We start from the raw sequence: 20,474 nt of genomic DNA on the forward strand, positions 1-20,474 counted from the left end.
TTTCTATTGAAAAACCACGTATGCAAATGTCACAAGCATACTTACAAAGAAAGTTTTCCCAATGCATTAGGAGCACAGAAGATGAACGAGCAGGCTACCCCCTCCTTACAGAAGGCGATAGTCCGAGCTGCCTTCTCATTTTTCACTGGTAGAAGGAGTGCTCCACTTGCCCCGGTAGCACTCCTTATCGATGGAGAAAACATCGCCTCTGATTTTGCCCCTTTCATGCTTGTCGAGGCAGGGAAATGGGGAGGAGTCTGTATTCGCCGAGTCTATGGGAACTGGTCACATCCCTCCATGGCATCCTGGCAGGCCATTGTCGATCATTATGGATTGACACCAGTTCACCACAAACATCCAGTCGTAGGAAAAAACGCCGCTGACATTATGCTCGTGGTGGATGCAATGGACCTTTTACATCAGGGCTATAGACATTTTTGTATAGCAAGCAGCGACAGCGATTACACACCTTTGATTCGACGACTACGAGAGGCCGGGGGGATTGTGCTTGGGATTGGCAAAGCAGAAACACTTCCAGCACTCAAAATGGCATGTACGATCTTTCTCTCCACACACCAGTTACTGCCTCCTTCTGCAAACATAAAACCTCTTTCACTTCTACCTCATCCTTCCAGAGAGCCAATACAGCCAACATCATCTCCCGTGAAAGAGGCTGGATTACAAACGAAAAACGGAGATTCTCCATCAAAAGATGCTCAACTGCTCACATTGCTTCAAGAAGCATACACCCTTGCCTCTAGGAAAAGTGGAGACAATTGGATTTCTGTACAACAGCTCGGCACAGTTTTGCAGCAGCTCCAACCGGGCTTCACGCCAAAGCACTTTGGAAGTTCTAAGCTCAAACAACTCGTACAGAAATATCCTCATCTCTTTCAAACAGAACCGCGTAAAGGCGGGCAAATCGTCATACGGCTCAAAACCACATAAGATTTTCCCTATTGAGGGGTTCCTCGTTCCAATGACGATAAAATCAACGAATTTTCCCAGTTTTGAGACATAATCATTGCAGTCTACCCTCTCAAAACCGGATACACGGATTGCATCCAACAAATTGGTGCCTCAGCCCGCTCTACAAGCCAAATATTGCCTATGGATATATTAAGAGAGAATAGATTTCTTCTGAGCTCAGAGAGGGAGAAGTACTTTTTGATTTTTTCCGGTATCTACTGTTGAGACCCCCCTTGAGCTTACAGGAGATTCATGGTACAACTTCGATAGAAAGAAACATACAGTCTCCATGTGAGATTGGCTGCCTTGTCCCCAGTGACTGTGAGCAACTCCAGTGAAAGGACAATGGACGTGGTTCTCCATGCCAGTTGAGGAACTCCTGGACACGAACCAAGCCGGTCTGCTTTCCTGACTTCTCATCGGGGCCAGGACATGACGTGACAACCACACGCTGGTTGAGAGATTGGTCCACTCTGGCAGTGAGGAACTCCTGCAATCGGACCCTATTGAGCAAATATCGTGCAGAAGACATCGCAGAGGCGATAGAAAGGAGGACACAAGCCGGAGCCAGATGAAATGGCTCTCTCTTAGGCTTTGCCTGCTTTCTGTCGCCTATGTGCATTTTGGCACCATTCATCTGGTGACAGAAAGAAGGGAGATCCACATGGCTCATCGTACTCGTGAGCAACAACGGCTTCAGGCCGACATCGAGGCCCTGACCTCAGAGCTTAGAGACCTGGAAACTCGTCGCAACCAGCTTCTACAGGACATCCAGTTGGAACGACACCACCTGCTGCGGCTCTTTGCGGAGACACAGACCCGGCGCTATGCCATCGTGGCGGATCTGCGCAAGCGGTATGTCCAGCTACGGACAGACCTGGCCTTCGCGGAAGAACGGCAGATCCAGGAGATCAACCAACGACTCCGGGTTGCCCGTTCCCCTATGCGCAAACTGCTTGCGCTCATGGATTGGCAGTATCGACGAGAGTTTCTCTATCGTATCGCTTCCCTCAAACGGGAGCTTCAATCCCCTCCTCGTACTGAGGAGCAGCGACGCCTGCAACGGGAGATGGAGCATGCCCACCGGGAGTGGCAAGAGACGGAGCAGATCCTACGAACAGGAGGACCCATTGCAACCTCGGAGACCAAGGCTTGTGAACAGGCCCTGGCAGCCCGAGAACGGCATCACAAACACATCGCGCAGGTCATCAAAGACAAAGAGGAGCAGCTCGCTCGCCAACAAGAAACGTTGCGTGCCTTGCCTGATCCCGAACGCGACTTCGCCAAACACTTTATCGCTGCCTTGCAGCACGAACTCAATCAACTGACACCAGCCCAGCTCGGCATCGGCGTCTAAACAGCACGCAGACGGTAGGACAATATGGACTACTGTCTTTTGTGCTACTCTCCTCATCCCATCATTGCTTTCCAAACTCATCCCACTGGCCTTTCGTGCGACGCTTGCGATCACAAGCGCTTCGCCGCCAACGAGCCAGGTGGAGAACATTTCCCCAAAAATAGGCAGAAAAAATGCAGCATGTCCTCATTTTTCACCATAGGAACATGCTGCATTGAGCGAAGACTTGCGACCAACAAGCCTTCTCTTGATCTGCCTCTAGTATAGCGCCCCGGCGCAGCAAACGCAAGCCGGAGACACAGCCTCTTCCCAGATCAGGGAAGGGGCTTTTGTGTTGATGACAAGGAGGCTTCTCATCATGGTATCCCTGACGACACTCCTCACGCACACCGCCTGGACGGCGAATGAGGCCTTGAATTACGCGCGGCCACGCGACGAGGTGCGCACCGTTGAGCTTGTCCTGGTTGACACTCAGGTGCGTCTACGCCTTGTCGAGCATGAGGCCACAGGTCAATGCGGATTCAGCCAGCAACGCTTTGATCCCCGATACAAAACATGGCGTGGCCGTGTGCGCTGGACGGCCAGCTTTGCTCACCTCTCGATGGTGCTTACTCAGGAGGAACGCCAGCTTCTTGAGGCAACGGGCTGGAAGCCTGCCTTCTTCACCTACCCCTTCACCCTGACCCTTACGCCCTCCAACTAACGGAAAGGATACCCATCCATGCTTGAACGTGTCAACAAACAGGATCTACAACCCTCTACCATTGTGCTACGGAAAACGGCTCCCACAGCCGTCCAGGTACTCCTCTTCACTGGCAGTATCTATCTTCCTTCCAGGCCCGATGACAAGCTCAACGAGCAGGCGCTGGCCGTAGTGGCAGAGCAACCGGAAGGAGACTATTACTGTCCCCTGGAAGTCGCCATCATAGCGCACTTTGACAGCAACCAAACCATGAGTGTCGTGGAATTGCACGAGCGCTTACACCAGCTCCGAGAGCTTGAATTGCATGGCCCTGATGAACGCTCACAACGTGCCTGGTTTCGCTTGCACAATGAACTCCTCGGCTATGGGCTGGGGCTGACCTGGGAGCTCACTAGCGCCACCTGGTGCGTCTCTGTGCTCAACGATCCTCAGGAGCATGACTAGACGTTTCCCCACAACTGAATACATCGTTCTCATTCGCGCCCCCACGGCAATGCGACAGTACTGCCATGGGGGCGTGTTGCAACCACAATCGAGGAGAAATACATCATGCAACAAACGCGATATGAGGCTACCTCGTCAGGAGCCATCAACGTCGTCACCCGGCGTGGCACGCAGATAGAGATTATCTCGGAGCATGACCTCTGGGAACCGCTTCAGCGCGGAGATTGGCTCCGAGCCTATTGTCACCTCCATGGTGGGGATCGACAGCGCTCGCTCTCGGTGAACCGCCACAACGGCTGGGGACAGTGCTTTAACTGCCACGCTCGCGTGCTGGTCAAGGAGTTCAACCCGGATGCCAGTGCCAATCTGCTTCGACACCATCACCGCTCACCCCAACGGACGTACTCGACCGTTGTACCATCCTCACATCCCATCCAGCATCAGGAGACACACAACCAGCAAGGGCGCATCGTGCCGCTACACCATGCCGCTCAGGGCAGGCCAACCCCAGCCGCAACAGCGTGGCAACGCAAGGAAATCACCTCCCTTCTGCATCTGGATGGCTTCCTTCGCTTGGCGCTGGGAAGCTACGCCCTTGGTGACTCCTGGCAGGCTCAGGCCTATCTGGAGGCACGCCACATCCCCCTGGAGATCGCGAAGGCAGCAGGCGTCGGGTATCTCCCAGAAGAGTTAGCTGCACGCCAGGCCAGTGGCGAACACCTCTTGAAGCGCTGGGTGGACCGACTTCTCTTCCCCCTCAACGCTCCTGAAGGGCGTGGCTATATTGGGCGCTCGCTCTGGGGCTGGCAGACCTGCCTGGATGAAAACATCCATAAGTCGCTGCTGGAGGATGCGGCGGAGGATGCCCCCAAGCGCTGGATCAAGACCAATCCCGCCGGATGGTTCTGTGAGCCGCCAGTACAATGGGCCGAGCATGTGATCATTGTCGAGGGACCATTCGACCGTCTAGCACTCCTGGCCGCTGGCTTTGATCCTCATGAGGTCGCGGCGATAGTCAGTACGTCCCTTCGCGTCGAGTGGTTGCCTGATCATCTCAAATCAGTGCTCCTGGCCCTCGATGGAGACACTGCCAGCAAGGAAGCGGTCCAGCGATTGCAGCAACAGATTAGAGCCGGAGAGATTCGCGCCGAGCTATGTCTGCCTCCTCTTGATGGCATGGGTAAGGATTGGAGCGAGAGATGGCGAAGATGTGGCGCTGATGGCTTGGAAGCTCTCTATGCCTCCTTCGCCTTGCTCGAACAGGATATATAGCATGTCTTCACTCTCACATGGAATACAAACAACAACAAAGGCTTCGCCCCTCTGTCGGCAAACTTGTGGGACGAAGCCTTTGTCATGAAGAAAGGTAGTTCTTAATGGCAAGCATACCATACACGAAACGACCTGTCGAGATTCAGGTCCGCCCCTCAAAACCGCTTCCCGATGTGCTGCCGCTCGAATGCGGTTCGCTCGGTGTGCTACTTGAGGCTCTTGGCCCCAGGAGCACCGTCTTGCTTATGCCGCTAGAAGGCACCCAGCGACAGGGTGACGGTTTCCTCCTCAAGCACTTCATCGTGCATTTGACGGCCCGTAGCGCCGAACCTGGCAGCCCCATCTTCTACGCCTCCTTCAAGGCGGCTGAGGTCAGCAGTGTAGGCGGGAGAGGGCAGATGGTCTTTCCATTCCGTCAGGAACACTCCGATCCCCAGGTGCTCACGCGGGCGCGCACGCTCCTCGATGAACTACAAACCTGTGTGACCGATGTCGTGAGCCAGACCTCCCAGGTGAGCACTATTCACACGCCCGCTCGCTTTCGCTTGCCAGATGAATATGTCTGGGGCGTGGCAAGCCAGGTGCAGGAGAGCGGGATTGCCTTTCAACAAGGACACTGGCGGCTTTCCTCGGAAACCTCGCGTTCTCCACGCTAAGGCCTCCCACTTCATCGACGTTTCACCAGCACCATTCCTCAAGGGTGGTGCTGGTTCCTTGCTTCAGGAGATTTTCGATGACCACATCACAGATGATCTCACCCATCCCCGAAACACTCAAGGCTGCGCTCAAAGAGCCATTTCCCCCTGAACAAATTGACTTTCTGCCCAAGATGGTACGGCGCAACAAGGCTGGGGCCCTGGTCTGTCGCGCCCTGCCCTATGCCAATAAACGCATCTATGAAGATCGCTTAAATGAGCTGGCCTTTGGCCTCTGGAGTACGCCATATGTCTCGCCATTCCAGCAAGGCAACAAACTGATTGTGCCCGTCACCGTCACCCTCTGTGGCGTGCCTCATACCGATTATGGCGAGTCATTCCTCATGCTCAAGAACCGCAAGGGGGTTGAGCGAGAGAACGAGAACAGTGCCACCGAAGCCTATTCCCAGGGTTTCCGTCGTGCCTGCGCTCAGTTTCTGCTGGGGCGCTATCTCTATACCCTTGACGCACTCTGGCTTCCCTACGATGGCGATGCCGACCGGATTGCCGTGACCGAAGGAGAGCGTATCGCCTGGATCGAGAAACTGTACCTGAAAGCGGGACTGCCTCCTCGACCAACCCAGCACGCGGTCTCTCGTGGTGCTCCGCAGGAGACCACTTCTGTGAGACAAATTCTCACAGACCACCCAGCCTCACAGGAACACCAAGTGCAGCCCAAGGAGCCAGCCGTCTCACCAGCTCAAGAGCATAAAGCAGCCACCATGTTGCATCCTGAGAGCAACAAACAGGCCACGAAGGAGCAGCGTGCCAGCCTGGAGAAACTGCGTCAGCGCCTCACCATCACCACGTCGTTGCCTCAGACGCTCAGCTATGACCAGGCCGCTGCCCTGTTGAAGGACTACAGTCAACAGTACCAACAACGTCCAAAGGCAACGCCCGCATCGCGCACACAAACGCCCGAACACCCGCCTCGGGTGAATACGCTTTTCGTCGAGTGGATACGCAAAACCGTTCAGCAGGACGCCGAGCGGATCGCACGCATCTGCAAACACTACCAGATTGCTCGCCTGGAAGACCTGACCCATGAGCAAAGCCTGGACCTCACCCATCGACTGAAACAGACCCATCAGAAGGCGACCCAAGCCACCACCAGGACGCAGCCATCGTCCTTCCCCGCAGTTCATCAGTAGCCGCTCGTCTTCACCTGAAAGGAACCATACTATGTCTTCACACGAGACCCAGATGTCCTCGCTCGTCGAAACGACCACCCTACCCAAGATCACCATTAAAGCCCAGGGAGGCGACACCCAGGTGGATGCCTACGTCAATGCCTATATTGTTGGCCCCAGGAAGGAGTTTATGAACGGGCAACAGGCGACGCCACTCTATTACCTCTCCCTGATTGCGCCTTATGGCTATGGAACCGTCCTGCAAGCGATCTTTGCGCGCCTGGTCAGCTCCACGAGCAAAGGACGCGGGGTAGAGCTAGAAGGCGTCGGCGAGGTCATGTTGGCCCACCAGCAGGTCCGGCTCAACGAGTGCGGCTACACGTTGCACTGGAACTATGAGCAAGCCGAAGTCCAGCCCCATCGTGATCTCCATGCCGTCATCGAGAGTAATATGCTCACGGTATGCGATCCTGTGCGCGGAGCCACGATCCGGCAACGGACCTCGCGCTCCGCTGGCCGCACCAGCAAAAAGCGACGCAAAGACCAGACCTCTCTGACCACAGCCAAGAAAAGTAGCGCCGCCCAAAGTATCGCTGAGATGCGTGCTCGCGAGCGTTTCCCTCTGTTCCTGCTCATGGTGCCTGGCTGGGCTAAGCGGGATGCTCAGTGGACACAGCAATTGCACTTCTCATTTCTCGATCCACGGCTTCCCTGGCCGCTCGATCCTTCCTGGGCCGAGTTTCTCTGGGAGCGAGCAGAGATGCGCCGCGAGATCGAGCCGTTGACCACCTGGTGCTATACACCAACCCAGGAGACCACACCCTTCCTGGCTGAGGCCTACTTCTGTCGGCCCAACCCGGCACGCCTACAAGAGGATATCAGTGAAGCACTGCGCACTGGGCGCCTTGCCTCGCGCCTACATACCCACCTGCTCGCGCTGCCACCCGTCCAGCAGCACGCAGAGACCGAGCAAGAGATTCTGGTGGTCAATCGCTAACACATCTTTCCATCGTTCTCGATACCCCTCGCATCACATCCGATGCGAGGGGTATCTGTTTTTGGAGGTCTTTTCCCTCATGTCAACGATTCAAGCCAAAGAGAAGTTGGAATATTACCCCACCCCTGAATGCATCGTGGATGCGCTCGCTCAGTATCTGAGCCTCCCTCAATATGGCGCTATCCATGTCCTGGACCCTTGTGCTGGAAAGGGTGCGGCGCTCTCCCGCCTCGTTGAGCGACTCTTCCAGCATCACCGCACACGCTGGCCCTCTGCCAGAGCGGTTCCCTCAGTCGAAACCTATGGCATTGAGCCAGAATGGCAGCGTGCCAGGGCCGCAAGTACCTGCCTCACCCAGGTCCTTCAGACAAGCTTTTTCTCCACGACGCTCTCGACGGGCGATGATGCTGATGGTGGCTGGCAACTGGCCTTCGTCAACCCGCCCTATGACACCGATACTGAACACACTCTGGAGAGTGGCAAGAAGGTTCGCCTGGAATTGACATTCTTACAGCGCACGACCTTCCGCCTCTGTACCGGTGGCATCCTGGTGTATATCATCCCCCAACGACATCTGCCTGCCGTGGCTGAGCACCTGGCTGCCTTCTACGATCAGCTCACCTGTGTGCGCTTTCCTGATGATCCCTACCAGCCGGACCCCAAGAAAAAGGAAACGGTGCCACTCTATGAGCAGTTTGAACAGGTCATCGTCTTTGCGCGCCGCCGCGCCTTCTCCGTTCCCATACACCCCAGCATCCTCACAATGATCGAGGCCTGGGGAAGCGCTGGAAGGCATCTACGCGCTCTCCCTCTGGATGAGCGCACTGAGGCGCTCCAGACCTACGCGATCCCGCAGGGCAAGGCGCGCACCACCCTCCGCTTTCGCGCAGGCACCTATACTCCTGAGCGCACAGCCAACGCCCTCTATGAGCAGCAGGGTGAGAAAGCCACCAGGGGACATGGGGTAGCACGAGAACAGCCTTCTCTGAGCATGAAGACTGGTGTCTGGGCCAATGCAGATTACCTGGCAACTCGCTGCCCTGATCCCAAAGCGATTGGTCTGGGCATCGGAACGCCGATGGCTCCGCTCAAGAATGCGCACCTGGCGGTGCTTTCAGTGGCGGGCATTGCCAATCGCGCCATTCTCACTGGGAAGGATGGCCGACGTGTGATTGTCAAAGGGTCCTCGCGTAAAGTCCCCATCTCACATCAGTATGAGACCGAAGATCAAGTTGTGGAACGGGTCACCGACACCTTCGAAACGGCGCTCTGGTGCATTGACCTGGAGACTGGTGCCTTCATCCGGGTGGAGACTGGCAAAAGCTCCCCACTGCCTTTCAAGGCGAACTATGAGACCCTCTCACTCGCCGACTTCCTCGACAATTTCGGAGCCTCGCTCTCTGAGCAGGTGGCGCAGGCGAACCCACCTCGCTACGAAGGGGAGCATCAAGTCCCCTGGCTCAGTGAAGGTCTGACCCAGCTCAAACGGCGACCCATTGGCAAGCAACGTGAAGTCATTGCCTCAACGGTGCATAGCCTGGTGAACATACAACCAGGCGAGAGCACGCTCGACACCTTGCTCGAACGCAATGCCATGGTTGCAGAGATGAGTACGGGAAAAACATTCCTGGCGTTGAGCGCCACCTACCTGGCTGATCTCTACGCCTGTGGGGCGACGCAACTGGCCCTTCCTGAGACCCAACTGCAACACTTCTTTCCCATGGTGGTGCTCTGCCCACCGATTATGGCACGCAAATGGCGCAGGGAAGCCGAACAGACCATTCCTGGCATCAGGGCCGTGATTGTCAAGCGCATGGGAACCCCCTCGCTCAAAAACACCCTCAAAAAGGGCAAACAGGACGAAGATGAAGATGAGGAGCTGGATGCCACTGATGACCTGGCGCAGTTCCGCCACTTCGATCCCACTTTCCAGGGGTCCTCGCTCTCGGCCCTGGCCTGCCTGGATCGAACCGTTGCGCGCATCCAGCGTGAACTGGCCCACTGGCAACAGCAGTATGAGTACGCGCTCAAGGCGGGAACAACGCCGCCGAAGAAGCCCTGCCACATGATTATTCTCACCGCCAGTGTGGCCAAGCGCAGCATGGAGTGGATGCCGGTGTATCGCCTCAAGGCCGCGCGCTATTATGACCAGCAGCACAAGAAAGTGAGACTGCGCCGCGATGGAGAGGGGCATCCCTTTGCCATTCCCTGTTGTCCCAGTTGCTTTCATGCCCTTCAGGACGAGCGCCGCATCGCCAAACTCAAGCGTACCAGCGCCGATTACCGCCACTTTTTTGAGCGCCTCGAAGCACTCCGTGAGGAGGGGCGCCTGGCCCCCTATGAAGAGGAGACCTTGCTCCCCCTGGATGTGCTCCTCACTGAGAAGGAGTTGCAGGGAACCAGGGATCACCGCGTCAGACGCTTCTGCCACCATTGCGACGAACCCCTCTGGCAATATGTGCCGGTCGTACTAAAGGACTGGAAGCCCTTCTCACCCTTGCAGGCACGCAAAGAAGATCTGCGCTCGCTGCCCTTGCCCAGAGGAGGAGCCTTCCCAGCCTGTGTCACCTCCACCTTCCGTCGACCCTATCCGCTCGGCAAATATCTTCAGAAGCGCTACAAGCATGTCTTCCATATGCTGCTTGCCGATGAAGTGCATGAAGGCAGCGATGGCACCGCGCTCGACTTTGCCCGGCAGAAGCTTGCCAATGCCTGCAAGAACATGATGGGTCTCACCGGCACGCTCTCCAATGGCTATGCAGGCAGTCTCTTCCGCCTCTACTACATCATGAGCCGCTCGGTGCGCCAGCGCTTTGGCTATCATGAGCAGGAGCGCTGGATCGATCTGTATGGCAAGCGACAAACCACGCAGAAGACCTACAAGGAGAAAGAGGTTGGGCATGGGTCCAGTAGTGAGCGGCGCATCGGCAAACCGGTGATCCGCGAAATTGCAGGATTCGCACCCCAGGGCCTAGCACACATCCTGCCCTGCTCGACCTTCCTTGAACTCTCGGATGTCGCTCCGGCGCTTCCACCTTACAAGGAGTACATCCACGTGGTTGAGATGGATGCCGCCGTCGAGCAAGCCTATGCCCGCTTTGAGGCAGAGACCACCCGCGAACTGGGCAAGATGCTCGCCATTGGAGATACCTCTGGGTTAGCGACTTGGTGGAATGGCTTGCTGAACTATCCTAATATGCCCTACCGTGGCTGGACCTGTACCGTCAAACGCTCCGGGCAGATCCTGGGTCGTGCTCCAGCTCTGGCCGAAGCGATGCTCTACGCCAAGGAGCGAGAGCTGATCCGCTTTGTGCAGCAAGAGATGCAGGCTGGACGACGCGTGCTCATCTTTTCCGAGAATACAGGCACCCTCGATGTGATGCCTCGTCTGAAAAAGCTGCTGGAACAGAAGGTACGTGGGCGCATGGGCAGGCCACTACGCGCTTCCATCTTGCGCAGTACCACCGTGGAAACCATTAACCGCGAGGCCTGGCTTGCAAAACAGGTTGACGAGGAGTGCGATGTCCTCATCTGCAATCCCAAACTGGTCAAAGTTGGATTGGATATGATCGCGTTCCCCACGATCATCTATGTGAGTATCCCGAAAAGCACCTCTGATCTACGTCAGTCCACCCGACGTTCCCATCGCCTGGGGCAGACACAACCAGTCAAGGTCATCTTCTTGATCTACCCCACGATGGAATTTGACCTGCTGCAACTCATGTCCAAGAAGATGAAGATGTCGCTCATGGTCGAGGGAAAACTTCCCGGCGAAGGCTTGGTCTCCTTCGGCGAAGAAGACAGCGAGAACGAGTCGGATATGGTCGTGCAACTGGCCCGCCAGGTCCTGGCCAACCTGGAAGCTGAACGCCCGACGCGTACAGCAGACGACATTCGCGAGCTTCAGGATCTCTTCAAAGAGAATGCCCAGATCGAGCGCGAGCAGAATCAGGTGCTCGGCCAAGAGGCAGAAGCTGAACCAGTTGAGTTTGAGCCACTACGAGAAGAGATCCTGCCGCCTGCTGAATCGCTCGATTTGGGTGATGGCGCAACGATCCAAAACATTGACGCACCCAAAGAAGCCCGTCAGGAGGCTGAGGAAAGGGATCAAGCAGTTCAGCCAGTCGCCAAACCGCAGAAAGTCACGATCATTCACACCTCGGTGACTTCTGGCAAAGATCCCTGGGCCGTCCTGCGCAGCAAACATCTCAAGCCCAGGAAACACCGAAAGAAGGTAGTCGCTGAAGGCGTTCTCGACCTCTGGTCGGTTCTGGGATCAGATGCAGAGCCTGCACCACCTGAGAAACGCTCTCAACCCAGCAAGGCACCGCAACCATCATTCTCCCAGACAACTCTCTGGTAACACATCTTTCTGGCCCACACGCTTCATCGATCAGTGAGGTGTGCGGGCTTTTACTTTGATACATCCCTACTTAGGAGGAAACACCATGTATGCCTTAGACCGCCAAACGCTGTTTCTGTTTTTCACCAAAGCACTGGATATGGCCCTCGCAGCACAGCAACACGCACTGGCACTCGAACTCTATGCCCGCCACCGCATTATTGATCAGGAGCGCCAAGATCAGTGTGTTGCTCGTGCCTACGGCTCGTTTGATGCCTGGTATGGCATTGAAGGCAGCATTGCCAAAGCCTGGGATGCATGGGAGGAAGATGCAACCCGTTCTGAGGTCAAGCAGCGCCTGCTTACAGAACTCCATTGGAACATGGGCATGACCGCAGCCACACTCGCCCTCTCCCATGCACAGGTTCAAGTCCATCGAACCTCCCTTGCGACCCAGCAAGCCTTTTACCGCTACATCATTCACCACTGGCCTCTATAAGCGCGACCTTGTACGAACAGCCAGAGAAAGACAGGTCCACACTTAGATTTTCTCTGTTGCACAGGAGGTACTGAGCATGTTCAGTACCTCTTTTTGTATTGCGTAATCATCAGGAGTGAAGAAATCATATGTCGCTTTACGTTTATCCTCTCTTTGAACCGCTGCTCTACTATACCGTTAGCGCCAAAGAAGTTCGCCCTGATATGCCTACGGTCCCGGTGTTGCTTCCAGCAACAAGCTTTGTCACCAAACACACTGATGGGTCTGTCTCCTTGCGGAAGCCACGGCTTCCCGATCATGTTCGCTTACGAGGGGCCGATTGTGGAGCCTATACTGCGACCACGCGCTGGAATGGAGCATACCGCTTTACCCCACTCCAATATGTACAGTGGCTCTCATCATGGCACCCGCAATGGGCTTCGACATTCGATCTTTGCTGTATTGAACCAGATGGATCGTATCCAGGACCAGCAGAAGTGAAGCGACGTCAGCGCTTCACGACGGAGATGGCCTGGTATTTCTGGGAGAGAATGCGCCAGGCTGAATGGTGCTGGTGTCCTTCAATTCAGGGTTTCACGATGAGCGAACTGGAGCAGCATGCCTATGAACTCGCCCCTCTCATTCGTGCAATGCACACCTATTACTCCGACCCAGGATGGGGAGAGGAAGAGGATGGGTATCATTTCAGGATCGGAATTGGAAGTCTCTGTCGTCGCCTTCCTTCAAAGACAGTCCATGCCATTGTGCAGCGGGTATCCTCAATCATCGGCCCTGACATCTCTTTGCACCTCTGGGGTACAAAGTTGCGGTTTCTCCAAACACCCATTCAGCTTCGGGGGGCACTTTCACTCGACACAGGAGCTTGGAACGGTCTCTTTGGGCGTGAGCACGAAGCCCGGCGTCACAGCGGCTTAACGGTTGTAGAGTATAGTTGGCAAATCTCCCAGCCACGCTATGCCCACAAAATACAACAAGCTCTTGATGCTCCCAAGCAGATGCTTCTCTTCTCATAAACCAGGCTGCATTCACGTACCGAAACAGAGCCTGAGGTATGTTGTCTGCCCCCATGAAAAGCACAGCGCTACCTTTTATTGATCGGCTTGAGACTCATTTCCTCACTTTGACCAAACATCACCTTTTCGCGCTCATAAAATGAGCTTCCAGCAACAGAAACCTCTCAAACGTCAGGAAAGAAATCAAGTCAACACTTCTCCGTCCTTGAGGAGGCAAACACATATTGCCACTTCGTACGCGCAATAAATCTCCACCACAACGTTTCGCCTCTTTAAACATCTGAATCGCCTACGATTCAGATAAACGCTCACGCAATACCATCCTAAGGCCAGTTCTCGACAAATAGGAAGCTTGTCGAGAACTGGCCTCTTTTTGCAGAAAGAGAAGGCTCTTCTTGATGGAATATTATAAACAATTACATGACATAGAGCAGACCTTACACAATTACGAGTCAACACTCGCCTTGCTTGCCCCTGCGCTCAGTGCGACCGTACCACTCTACATCTATCGCATTCAGCAGCGAGGTGGCATTACAGATCTCGATATTGTACGTGTGCAATCATACACCCAAGACCTCATGACACGTGGTGAGGATCTCTACTTCCGCAGGGGAAAAGACGGGGAAACAGGCACGCGCTTTGACCAAGTTGCTGAAATTATTGCAGTCCTGGCCTTCTCCCCTGGCGGCATTACTGTCTTTGGACTCCATTTCAATGCTTATGTACAGCGGCATGTTCTGGAAGAAGAGTAAGATCCAGATCTCATAACTCGCTGTAGCAAGTAAGCTGTGTCCCTCTACAAAGAGCCGTAAATAGAGGGAGGGAAAAGAAAAGCAGGTGGTAGGGAATACTGCACCATTGAAGTACCCCTACCACCTGCTTTTAGGACAATTTATCGCTTACTCTTCCTCACCATTCTCCAAGGCGCTTCCAAAGCGACTTTGTATCTCCTGAATCGCTTTACTTCTTGCTACAACCATGGGAGCGATCTCTTTCTCTGTCGCATTCTTTCGTATTCGCTCTAGTTTCCAGCCCTCCTCAACATCACGATACAAGAGCAAATAAAAGCCGTTCCATTGAGGATAGTAACCTTCCTTGCGCTTATAAGGTCGACGAGCGAAGAAAGAAGCCCAAATATGAGGAAGCGGCGTAAACGCCTTTGCATCCGCGCGAGAAAACTCGATTCCTCCCATATCTTCTCTCTCGTCTACAAGCAAGCCTTCTCTCTCGATCCAGGCATCGAGCACCGTGAGAGCCTCTGCTGGAATCTGTGAACGGTCCAAAGGTATCTTCATCAGTTTGTATTCTTCAGGCGTCAAGCGAGACGGTTCTCTCATTTCTCTTTGTCCCTTGTCACTCATGGGCATCGGCTACGAGTCCGATATTGAAAGGCATACGTGGTGGTGCTGTCTTCCAAAGGACAGCAATTTCTTCCTCTGTGAGACCATACGCTTGATTGACCAGATCACCAATTTTGCGCTCTAGCCTCAATGCTTCGGCCTTATCCTGTTGTAAAGGCTCGATCTGCTCTGTGTAGCCAGCTTGCAAAGCTTTCAATGTGGCAGGGGTAATTTTTTTTGCCGTTTTTGAGCGTCGTTTGCGTACCTCATCCACAAATGTTTGGAAATCTAAGTCAACAACATTCATGAGTTGCCTTCCTGGTTCCTGTACCTCAAACTCCAAACGTAGCCAATCGAATAAGAGCTGCCGAGCTTCCTGGCTAGCACGTCCAATCTGAATGAGCCTTGTTACCGCTTGCTCTATCTCCATACGTAAAGTATCAGTGGGAGAAGCTATAGGTAGCACTTCCATTTTTTCTCCTATAGGACTCAAAGCTTCGTCTTTCATGTGTGGAAGATAACGCCAGTTATGCCACCACATGAGTGGAGAGTTTAAGACAGCGAGCAGGTAAAGATTTGGGTTTGCGAGAAAGAACACTTTATTGTTGGGAAACAAGCCACTCGTATCAAGACAATAGGCTGGATGGAACTGAATCTCTTGGTACATGATTTTTGGTCGCTCAAACAGAGACCAGTAATCAACGGCATCTTGTATTTCATACCATTGGTATGAGCCTGCTTTTCTACCAGCCCATTGCTCTCCTACCCAATTCTTAGGCTTAGGTTCTAACTGTTCTCGAAAGGGCAGAAGATAATTTTTAATTGCCGGATAGACATCAATATCAATACCTCTGCGAGTAAAGATCATCCAGACGCGCGCCCATTCCGCCGACCAACGTTTAATGTCTTGCCCACGCAGGTATGGCTTAATAATCTCTGCGCAACGCGGGTCATCATGTATCAGCCGATTTTTTGTTCGCTCATCAATTAAGAAAGCCTCGTTTAAACCTGTCAGCACACCGCGGTAGGGCTTCAAACCTGCGAACTCTGTGAGCGGGATACCGACACGTCGTATCTTTGCAAGCAAATCATCCACAGCTGAACCCTCTAGATTCCAGGGTGCGCTAGTAAAACGATAATGTGGAAGGCTATGGCTTTTCTCCTGAACATAACTATTCAGGCTTTGCTTTTTTTGAAGAATACGACTTAGTTCTTCACGTGGAAAGTTAAGTACATTTACCTGGCGTTCTGATGTATCTTCTAAATCATGTCGCTGTGGTTTATTAAGCACTAGAATGCAAGGGAAAACATCTGCATCTTCAAAAATGGGTGAGTGACCAAAGTCAATAATTCGCTCCAGAGCACCCTCCTGCGCAAATAAAGCACGGAGAGACTGCCCATAGCCAGCACGCATCCATTTGTTGGTCACGATGTAGGACATACGCCCCCAGCACACGTCAGATGCAACCCTTGTTGATAGAAATAGACATAGAGGTCTGCCACCCCATCGTATGTTTCTGGGTACTTCTTGGCAAAATATGGCTTAAACGGTCCCAATTCTTCTTGACGCACATAGGGAGGGTTGCCGATAACCACGTCAAAGCCTGCATCTGTACCCTTATGTTGACCGTACTGATTGAAAAAGACTTCGGGGAATTCTAGTTCCCAGTGGAAGAAGTGTTGTGTGTCAGCAATTTGTGTTGCTGCCTGCAGCCACTCCTCAAACTGAGGCGGTGCGATAGGAGTCCTTCCAGTTGCATAATCACTGAGCGGTTTCCAGAATGCTTGATCTACAGCCACGCCGAAACTTACCGCAGTGACAAGGTTTGCTAGCCTGCTATATTTATCTGTCAGTTTCTGACGTATCTCTTTATAGGCTTCTTCTTGCTCTTTCACTTCTTTGATGGTCTGGGCTGGACTCACTTCAATCATTAACATCTTGTCAACAGCGCTCGTCATGACCTGACGCAGACTTTCTTCATCAAAAAGCATAGGTTGAGCAACATCAGCACTCGAAAGTATTGTTTTGGCTTTTTTTCCATTCTTTTTTGCGTTGGTGGCATTAATTTTTAGCTCAGCCAAATGTGCAAACAACAACGCGTTGCCACAACGCAAGTGGTGATCTAAAAACGAGAGCGGTCGCCCTTTAGCAACGGTTGCAAGCCAGAGTGAGAGCTGGGCAAGATCAACGGCAAGTGGATTGAGATCGACGCCATACACGCAAGATTGAGCCACACGTCGCCGCCAGAAAGCAAGTTCGCTTTCGCCTCCAGTCTCGCTCAAGGTCTGCTCAATATGCTGTACCAAGAAGCGAGCAATGTAATCAACGACTTCGACAGGGAAATGACCGCTGCCCATTGCTGGATCAAGGGCTTTGACATTGAGTATGGCCTGTATCTTCTCCTGCTCACTCGTCGCACTGTTCACAGCCTGACGTAAAACTGGCCCGAGTGTTTCTTCGACCATATACTTCACAATGTAGTCAGGAGTGTAGTAGCTGCCAGTAACCTTGCGCTCACCCTTTTCGTTCTTCAGATCAATCGTCCACCCATCTTCAGGCTTCTCCAGCACTTCCAGGTGAAATTCCAACAATCCCTCATAAATGGTACCGAGATGTCGTTCTGCTAGGTCGCGATAATCGACAAATTTCCCTTCTACCCGTGCTAACTGATCAATTGCGCGCTGAAGATGGAAATCGCCAACTGTATAGTCTTCGAGAAATGGATGACGTTCTGGGTTAAAGAGACCTCCATTGAAGGTGGTAACATTCAGGTCTGAATCGCCCTTTTCAATAATCTTAAAAAGGGCCTTGAGTTGTCCCCACAGCGTTGCGGCGTTTGAGGAGAGTCGTATACCCATCTGCAAGTTTTGCTGAATACCTTTTTTGATATGATCCAAGCTATAATACTGACCATAGCCTGGACTCTCATGAATGGGAAGCAGATCGCGGGACTCTGCATACAAAATAAACAGCAAGCGATACAGGAGGATAAGGGAATTATTATAAATGTGCTTGAGAGTTTTCGCATTGGGTTGGAGTCGATTCGGTTGATAATCAAGGAACCCTTGTGCTACATGACGAAGTGCTTCAAACACCTGGGCTTTGAGCGAGTTGCTAACCCCACGCGCATAATCAACACTTGCCTCGCGAATAGTATCAATACTGAGGTTTCCAGGGTCAAATGCCTGACGGCGAAAGAACACATAAAAATACAAGAAGCGATTCACTTCATTGGATTGGAGCAATTCTGGAAGATTCACTTCATAAAAGCGATCCAACTTGTGGGCTGTGTCTTTATGATAAAGTCTCCAGAGACGACCATTGGTAAGAATGCCCCAATCTAAACCGCTGTGTTGCATATAAAAGGCGATTTGATACGAGGGGTTTTTATTGGTAAATGGATCACCACCTGCACGCTTGAGAGAGACATCTAGCGGACGATCCCAGTACTTAGCATCGCCAACAGCAAGAGCACGACCTTCTAAGAGGGTCTCATTCAGTTTCTTTTTTTTGTTTGCAACAAGTGTTACTTGATCTCGATACAAGACATAATCTGGCGTTTTCGTACCATCAGGCGTTTCCAGGGATGGTTGAACTTCAAATGTATGGCCTAGTCGTCGCAACACGGGCTTAATAAAATCTTCCTCGACCTGAGCTTCCTTATCACTAGGTGTATAGTTCTGAAACAAACGCTGAAGATTTTCCAAAACAAGCTTGGCTTCGTCCTTTAACCTCAGCCATTCCTCTTGAGTTGGCAAAATAGCATTTAAATAGTAGTCTGAAAAAAGCTGCTGATTACGGTGTGGTTCAGAGGTGAGCGAGAGTTGAACAAACTGTGCCGCATCATTTTTTTTAGCATGCCTGCTCGTATTCGTGTTGCTTCCCATTCTGGCTGCCTTTCTCTCAATATCCCTAGAATATTATCATACTATGCCAATTTGGCTCAAGAGAACGTCGTTTTTCATGATTTTTCGTTGTATCTGATCACCATTTAATTTTTTATGAGACGATACGTATGGAAATGAGTACTCATTCGACTTCTCTATTCTCTGCGAGAGACGTAAAAAGGGAAAATATGCACTCCTCCTAATAAAATTTTTGCTTTCACCATTTTCAAGACACACTCCTAAGATAGGCAAGTTTACTCAGAATAGCATCTACCGGAATTTTTAACCGTCACCAGTTTCTTGCCAGCTTTTTGGCCTTTAAAAAGAATAATATAGTAACTGCTATTATTTAGGAAGCAGCAAGACTGACTTTTAGCTATTTTGAGGTGGTGCAAGGTGAATGACAAAGAATGCGAAGATGTATATCACCAATTAGTAAGCATGTTGAGTAATCAGCATATGGAGTGGGTAGTGCAAGAAGCGGAAGAACGAATAAACAGGGAGCAGCTAAAGCCTCTTCATGATATAAGCGACATAGATCATGAACAGTTAACCCTGTTTGGGGACCTCAATGCCCTTCAAAAAGCTTCTCCGCCCAAAAAGATATCAGTTGCCAAAAGACGCTTAGTCACATTGATAGATGAAATAGATCATGCAGTCATCCATCCGGCAGAATGCCGACAATTCCTGTTCCGTTTTCTTCATAGAAAAGAGATTCGCGAAGTGATTTTTCTATCACCTAATGGAGATGGAAGAAAATTAGTGCTAGAGAAAGATTCTATTCAAGAGCAACGGCTTATTGCAAAGAAGCTTGGTCATATCTTGCACTCCTTGCGTGATGCTGTTGTTCAGGAGGCATAAATAGTGGCAACTCTTCCAAATAAAACTGCGCTTTTGAATCAAATTGCAAATCTTCTCCCTCTTGCACTTGATCCTGCGTATGCTACGCGAGCAGCAACAAATGACTTGTATGAGGTGGTTAACTTTTGTCTTGTTGTGCAAGCAGCTGAAGACGCGAAGGGAAATATAACCTTCAAAGATGGGGATGACAATGCTGTTACCTCTCTCTGTTTTAGTACTCAGCCACATAACATTTCAAGAGGTCCTTACACACATGCGTTAATTGAGTTCGAGAACAAGCTTCCCCTTGAAGCACATCTAGGCATATACGTCTCTCCGCAATCTGTTGTCGACCCTATGGAATGTGATGTGTGTGTCGTTCATAAAAGCGAGGCTGAATTTTTCAGAAATAACGCCAATCGTACAGTTAAAAACAGAGGAAAACGCAAAGGACCTGATGGGCTTAAACTTCTCATAGCAGTAGAATGCAAGTACTGGAAAAATGATCTTAACTCGGCTAAGGCTTATGAGTGTATCGGACGATTTGCGAGTCTTTCAGCAAAGCATCGCCACATTGTGGCTGCTACCCCATCAAAAAGTGCTGGCCGAAAAATCCTTGAGAGACTAAAATGTTATGTTTGGCAACCCGAATTGCTTCCAACTAACATTCCTGCAATGATACGCTTTCGCGGCCTTTTATCACAAGAGTTTATAGATTATCAGGCTGAAAGTAGAAATAACCAACCCTAAAGAGGATTTTCTTCAAAGAAAAGCTTTCTTCCTTGCAACATTGGTAATTATCAGGGCCACAAGGAGAAGAGTGAGTCTCTAAACAAAGTGTGCAGAGACTTACTCTTCTCCTCGCGGTTGTTTTGCGCTTACAAACTGTGGCGTTTGTAAGGGGGCTATCTACCACTATCCCAGGAATGTCATGCTCTCATACACATTTCCACAAGTCTTCTACCTGTCTATGAAGCAGACTTTA

The 20,474-nt window shown here is 51.9% G+C and carries 16 protein-coding genes and 1 pseudogene; 14 read left to right on the plus strand and 3 right to left on the minus strand.

The window, feature by feature from the left end; genetic code table 11:
• Positions 1 to 81 precede the first annotated feature (81 nt).
• From JMJ04_RS37095 to JMJ04_RS37150, 12 genes are all read left to right on the plus strand, one after another.
• Positions 82 to 948 (plus strand): NYN domain-containing protein, encoded by an 867-nt coding sequence (locus JMJ04_RS37095; RefSeq protein WP_201375391.1) that lies wholly within the window; start codon positions 82 to 84, stop codon positions 946 to 948.
• 685 nt (positions 949 to 1,633) lie between these two features.
• Entirely contained in the window at positions 1,634 to 2,326 is a 693-nt protein-coding gene (locus JMJ04_RS37100; protein ID WP_201375392.1) for a hypothetical protein, read from the plus strand.
• 358 nt (positions 2,327 to 2,684) lie between these two features.
• A complete protein-coding gene (locus JMJ04_RS37105; protein WP_201375393.1) occupies positions 2,685 to 3,029 on the plus strand; it encodes a hypothetical protein in 345 nt (114 codons plus the stop codon).
• 18 nt (positions 3,030 to 3,047) lie between these two features.
• Positions 3,048 to 3,473 carry a hypothetical protein gene (locus tag JMJ04_RS37110; protein ID WP_201375394.1) on the plus strand — a complete coding sequence of 142 codons (426 nt, stop codon included), beginning with the start codon at positions 3,048 to 3,050 and terminating at the stop codon, positions 3,471 to 3,473.
• Between the two features lie 105 nt (positions 3,474 to 3,578).
• Positions 3,579 to 4,745, plus strand: a complete 1,167-nt coding sequence (locus JMJ04_RS37115; protein WP_201375395.1) for a toprim domain-containing protein — start codon at positions 3,579 to 3,581, stop codon at positions 4,743 to 4,745.
• 104 nt (positions 4,746 to 4,849) lie between these two features.
• Complete coding sequence (locus JMJ04_RS37120; RefSeq protein ID WP_201375396.1) at positions 4,850 to 5,401, plus strand: hypothetical protein; 552 nt, start codon at positions 4,850 to 4,852, stop codon at positions 5,399 to 5,401.
• A gap of 77 nt (positions 5,402 to 5,478) precedes the next feature.
• Positions 5,479 to 6,591 carry a hypothetical protein gene (locus tag JMJ04_RS37125; protein WP_201375397.1) on the plus strand — a complete coding sequence of 371 codons (1,113 nt, stop codon included), beginning with the start codon at positions 5,479 to 5,481 and terminating at the stop codon, positions 6,589 to 6,591.
• 31 nt (positions 6,592 to 6,622) lie between these two features.
• Positions 6,623 to 7,567 carry a hypothetical protein gene (locus tag JMJ04_RS37130; protein ID WP_201375398.1) on the plus strand — a complete coding sequence of 315 codons (945 nt, stop codon included), beginning with the start codon at positions 6,623 to 6,625 and terminating at the stop codon, positions 7,565 to 7,567.
• A gap of 79 nt (positions 7,568 to 7,646) precedes the next feature.
• A complete protein-coding gene (locus tag JMJ04_RS37135; RefSeq protein WP_201375399.1) occupies positions 7,647 to 11,930 on the plus strand; it encodes a DUF6094 domain-containing protein in 4,284 nt (1,427 codons plus the stop codon).
• Between the two features lie 85 nt (positions 11,931 to 12,015).
• Entirely contained in the window at positions 12,016 to 12,408 is a 393-nt protein-coding gene (locus JMJ04_RS37140; protein ID WP_201375400.1) for a hypothetical protein, read from the plus strand.
• Positions 12,409 to 12,536: 128 nt separating this feature from the next.
• A complete protein-coding gene (locus JMJ04_RS37145; protein WP_201375401.1) occupies positions 12,537 to 13,421 on the plus strand; it encodes a hypothetical protein in 885 nt (294 codons plus the stop codon).
• 398 nt (positions 13,422 to 13,819) lie between these two features.
• Positions 13,820 to 14,173, plus strand: a complete 354-nt coding sequence (locus JMJ04_RS37150; protein ID WP_201375402.1) for a hypothetical protein — start codon at positions 13,820 to 13,822, stop codon at positions 14,171 to 14,173.
• Between the two features lie 147 nt (positions 14,174 to 14,320).
• Here the strand turns inward: JMJ04_RS37150 and JMJ04_RS37155 are convergent, their stop codons facing one another.
• The 3 genes and pseudogenes from JMJ04_RS37155 to JMJ04_RS37165 form a co-directional block, all read right to left on the minus strand.
• Complete coding sequence (locus JMJ04_RS37155) at positions 14,321 to 14,716, minus strand: hypothetical protein (protein ID WP_201375403.1); 396 nt, start codon at positions 14,714 to 14,716, stop codon at positions 14,321 to 14,323.
• A 58-nt stretch (positions 14,717 to 14,774) separates the two neighbouring features.
• Entirely contained in the window at positions 14,775 to 16,052 is a 1,278-nt protein-coding gene (locus JMJ04_RS37160) for a TaqI-like C-terminal specificity domain-containing protein (protein ID WP_420799566.1), read from the minus strand.
• A 90-nt stretch (positions 16,053 to 16,142) separates the two neighbouring features.
• Positions 16,143 to 18,649 (minus strand): annotated as a pseudogene (locus JMJ04_RS37165) (Eco57I restriction-modification methylase domain-containing protein); the annotation flags it as partial.
• 396 nt (positions 18,650 to 19,045) lie between these two features.
• Here JMJ04_RS37165 and JMJ04_RS37170 point away from each other — a divergent pair.
• Positions 19,046 to 19,510, plus strand: a complete 465-nt coding sequence (locus JMJ04_RS37170) for a hypothetical protein (RefSeq protein ID WP_201375406.1) — start codon at positions 19,046 to 19,048, stop codon at positions 19,508 to 19,510.
• Between the two features lie 3 nt (positions 19,511 to 19,513).
• Positions 19,514 to 20,239, plus strand: a complete 726-nt coding sequence (locus JMJ04_RS37175) for a hypothetical protein (protein WP_201375407.1) — start codon at positions 19,514 to 19,516, stop codon at positions 20,237 to 20,239.
• Positions 20,240 to 20,474: the final 235 nt, after the last annotated feature.

Origin of the sequence: Ktedonobacter robiniae (assembly GCF_016587375.1) — a bacterium.
Classification (GTDB): domain Bacteria; phylum Chloroflexota; class Ktedonobacteria; order Ktedonobacterales; family Ktedonobacteraceae; genus Ktedonobacter; species Ktedonobacter robiniae.

Excerpts from the sequence above, each read along its gene's own strand:
- JMJ04_RS37095 (WP_201375391.1), top strand. The coding sequence starts at position 82 with ATGAACGAGCAGGCTACCCCCTCCTTACAGAAGGCGATAGTCCGAGCT.
- JMJ04_RS37100 (WP_201375392.1), top strand. The coding sequence starts at position 1,634 with ATGGCTCATCGTACTCGTGAGCAACAACGGCTTCAGGCCGACATCGAG.
- JMJ04_RS37105 (WP_201375393.1), top strand. The coding sequence starts at position 2,685 with ATGGTATCCCTGACGACACTCCTCACGCACACCGCCTGGACGGCGAAT.
- JMJ04_RS37110 (WP_201375394.1), top strand. The coding sequence starts at position 3,048 with ATGCTTGAACGTGTCAACAAACAGGATCTACAACCCTCTACCATTGTG.
- JMJ04_RS37115 (WP_201375395.1), top strand. The coding sequence starts at position 3,579 with ATGCAACAAACGCGATATGAGGCTACCTCGTCAGGAGCCATCAACGTC.
- JMJ04_RS37120 (WP_201375396.1), top strand. The coding sequence starts at position 4,850 with ATGGCAAGCATACCATACACGAAACGACCTGTCGAGATTCAGGTCCGC.
- JMJ04_RS37125 (WP_201375397.1), top strand. The coding sequence starts at position 5,479 with ATGACCACATCACAGATGATCTCACCCATCCCCGAAACACTCAAGGCT.
- JMJ04_RS37130 (WP_201375398.1), top strand. The coding sequence starts at position 6,623 with ATGTCTTCACACGAGACCCAGATGTCCTCGCTCGTCGAAACGACCACC.
- JMJ04_RS37135 (WP_201375399.1), top strand. The coding sequence starts at position 7,647 with ATGTCAACGATTCAAGCCAAAGAGAAGTTGGAATATTACCCCACCCCT.
- JMJ04_RS37140 (WP_201375400.1), top strand. The coding sequence starts at position 12,016 with ATGTATGCCTTAGACCGCCAAACGCTGTTTCTGTTTTTCACCAAAGCA.
- JMJ04_RS37145 (WP_201375401.1), top strand. The coding sequence starts at position 12,537 with ATGTCGCTTTACGTTTATCCTCTCTTTGAACCGCTGCTCTACTATACC.
- JMJ04_RS37150 (WP_201375402.1), top strand. The coding sequence starts at position 13,820 with ATGGAATATTATAAACAATTACATGACATAGAGCAGACCTTACACAAT.
- JMJ04_RS37155 (WP_201375403.1), bottom strand. The coding sequence starts at position 14,716 with ATGAAGATACCTTTGGACCGTTCACAGATTCCAGCAGAGGCTCTCACG.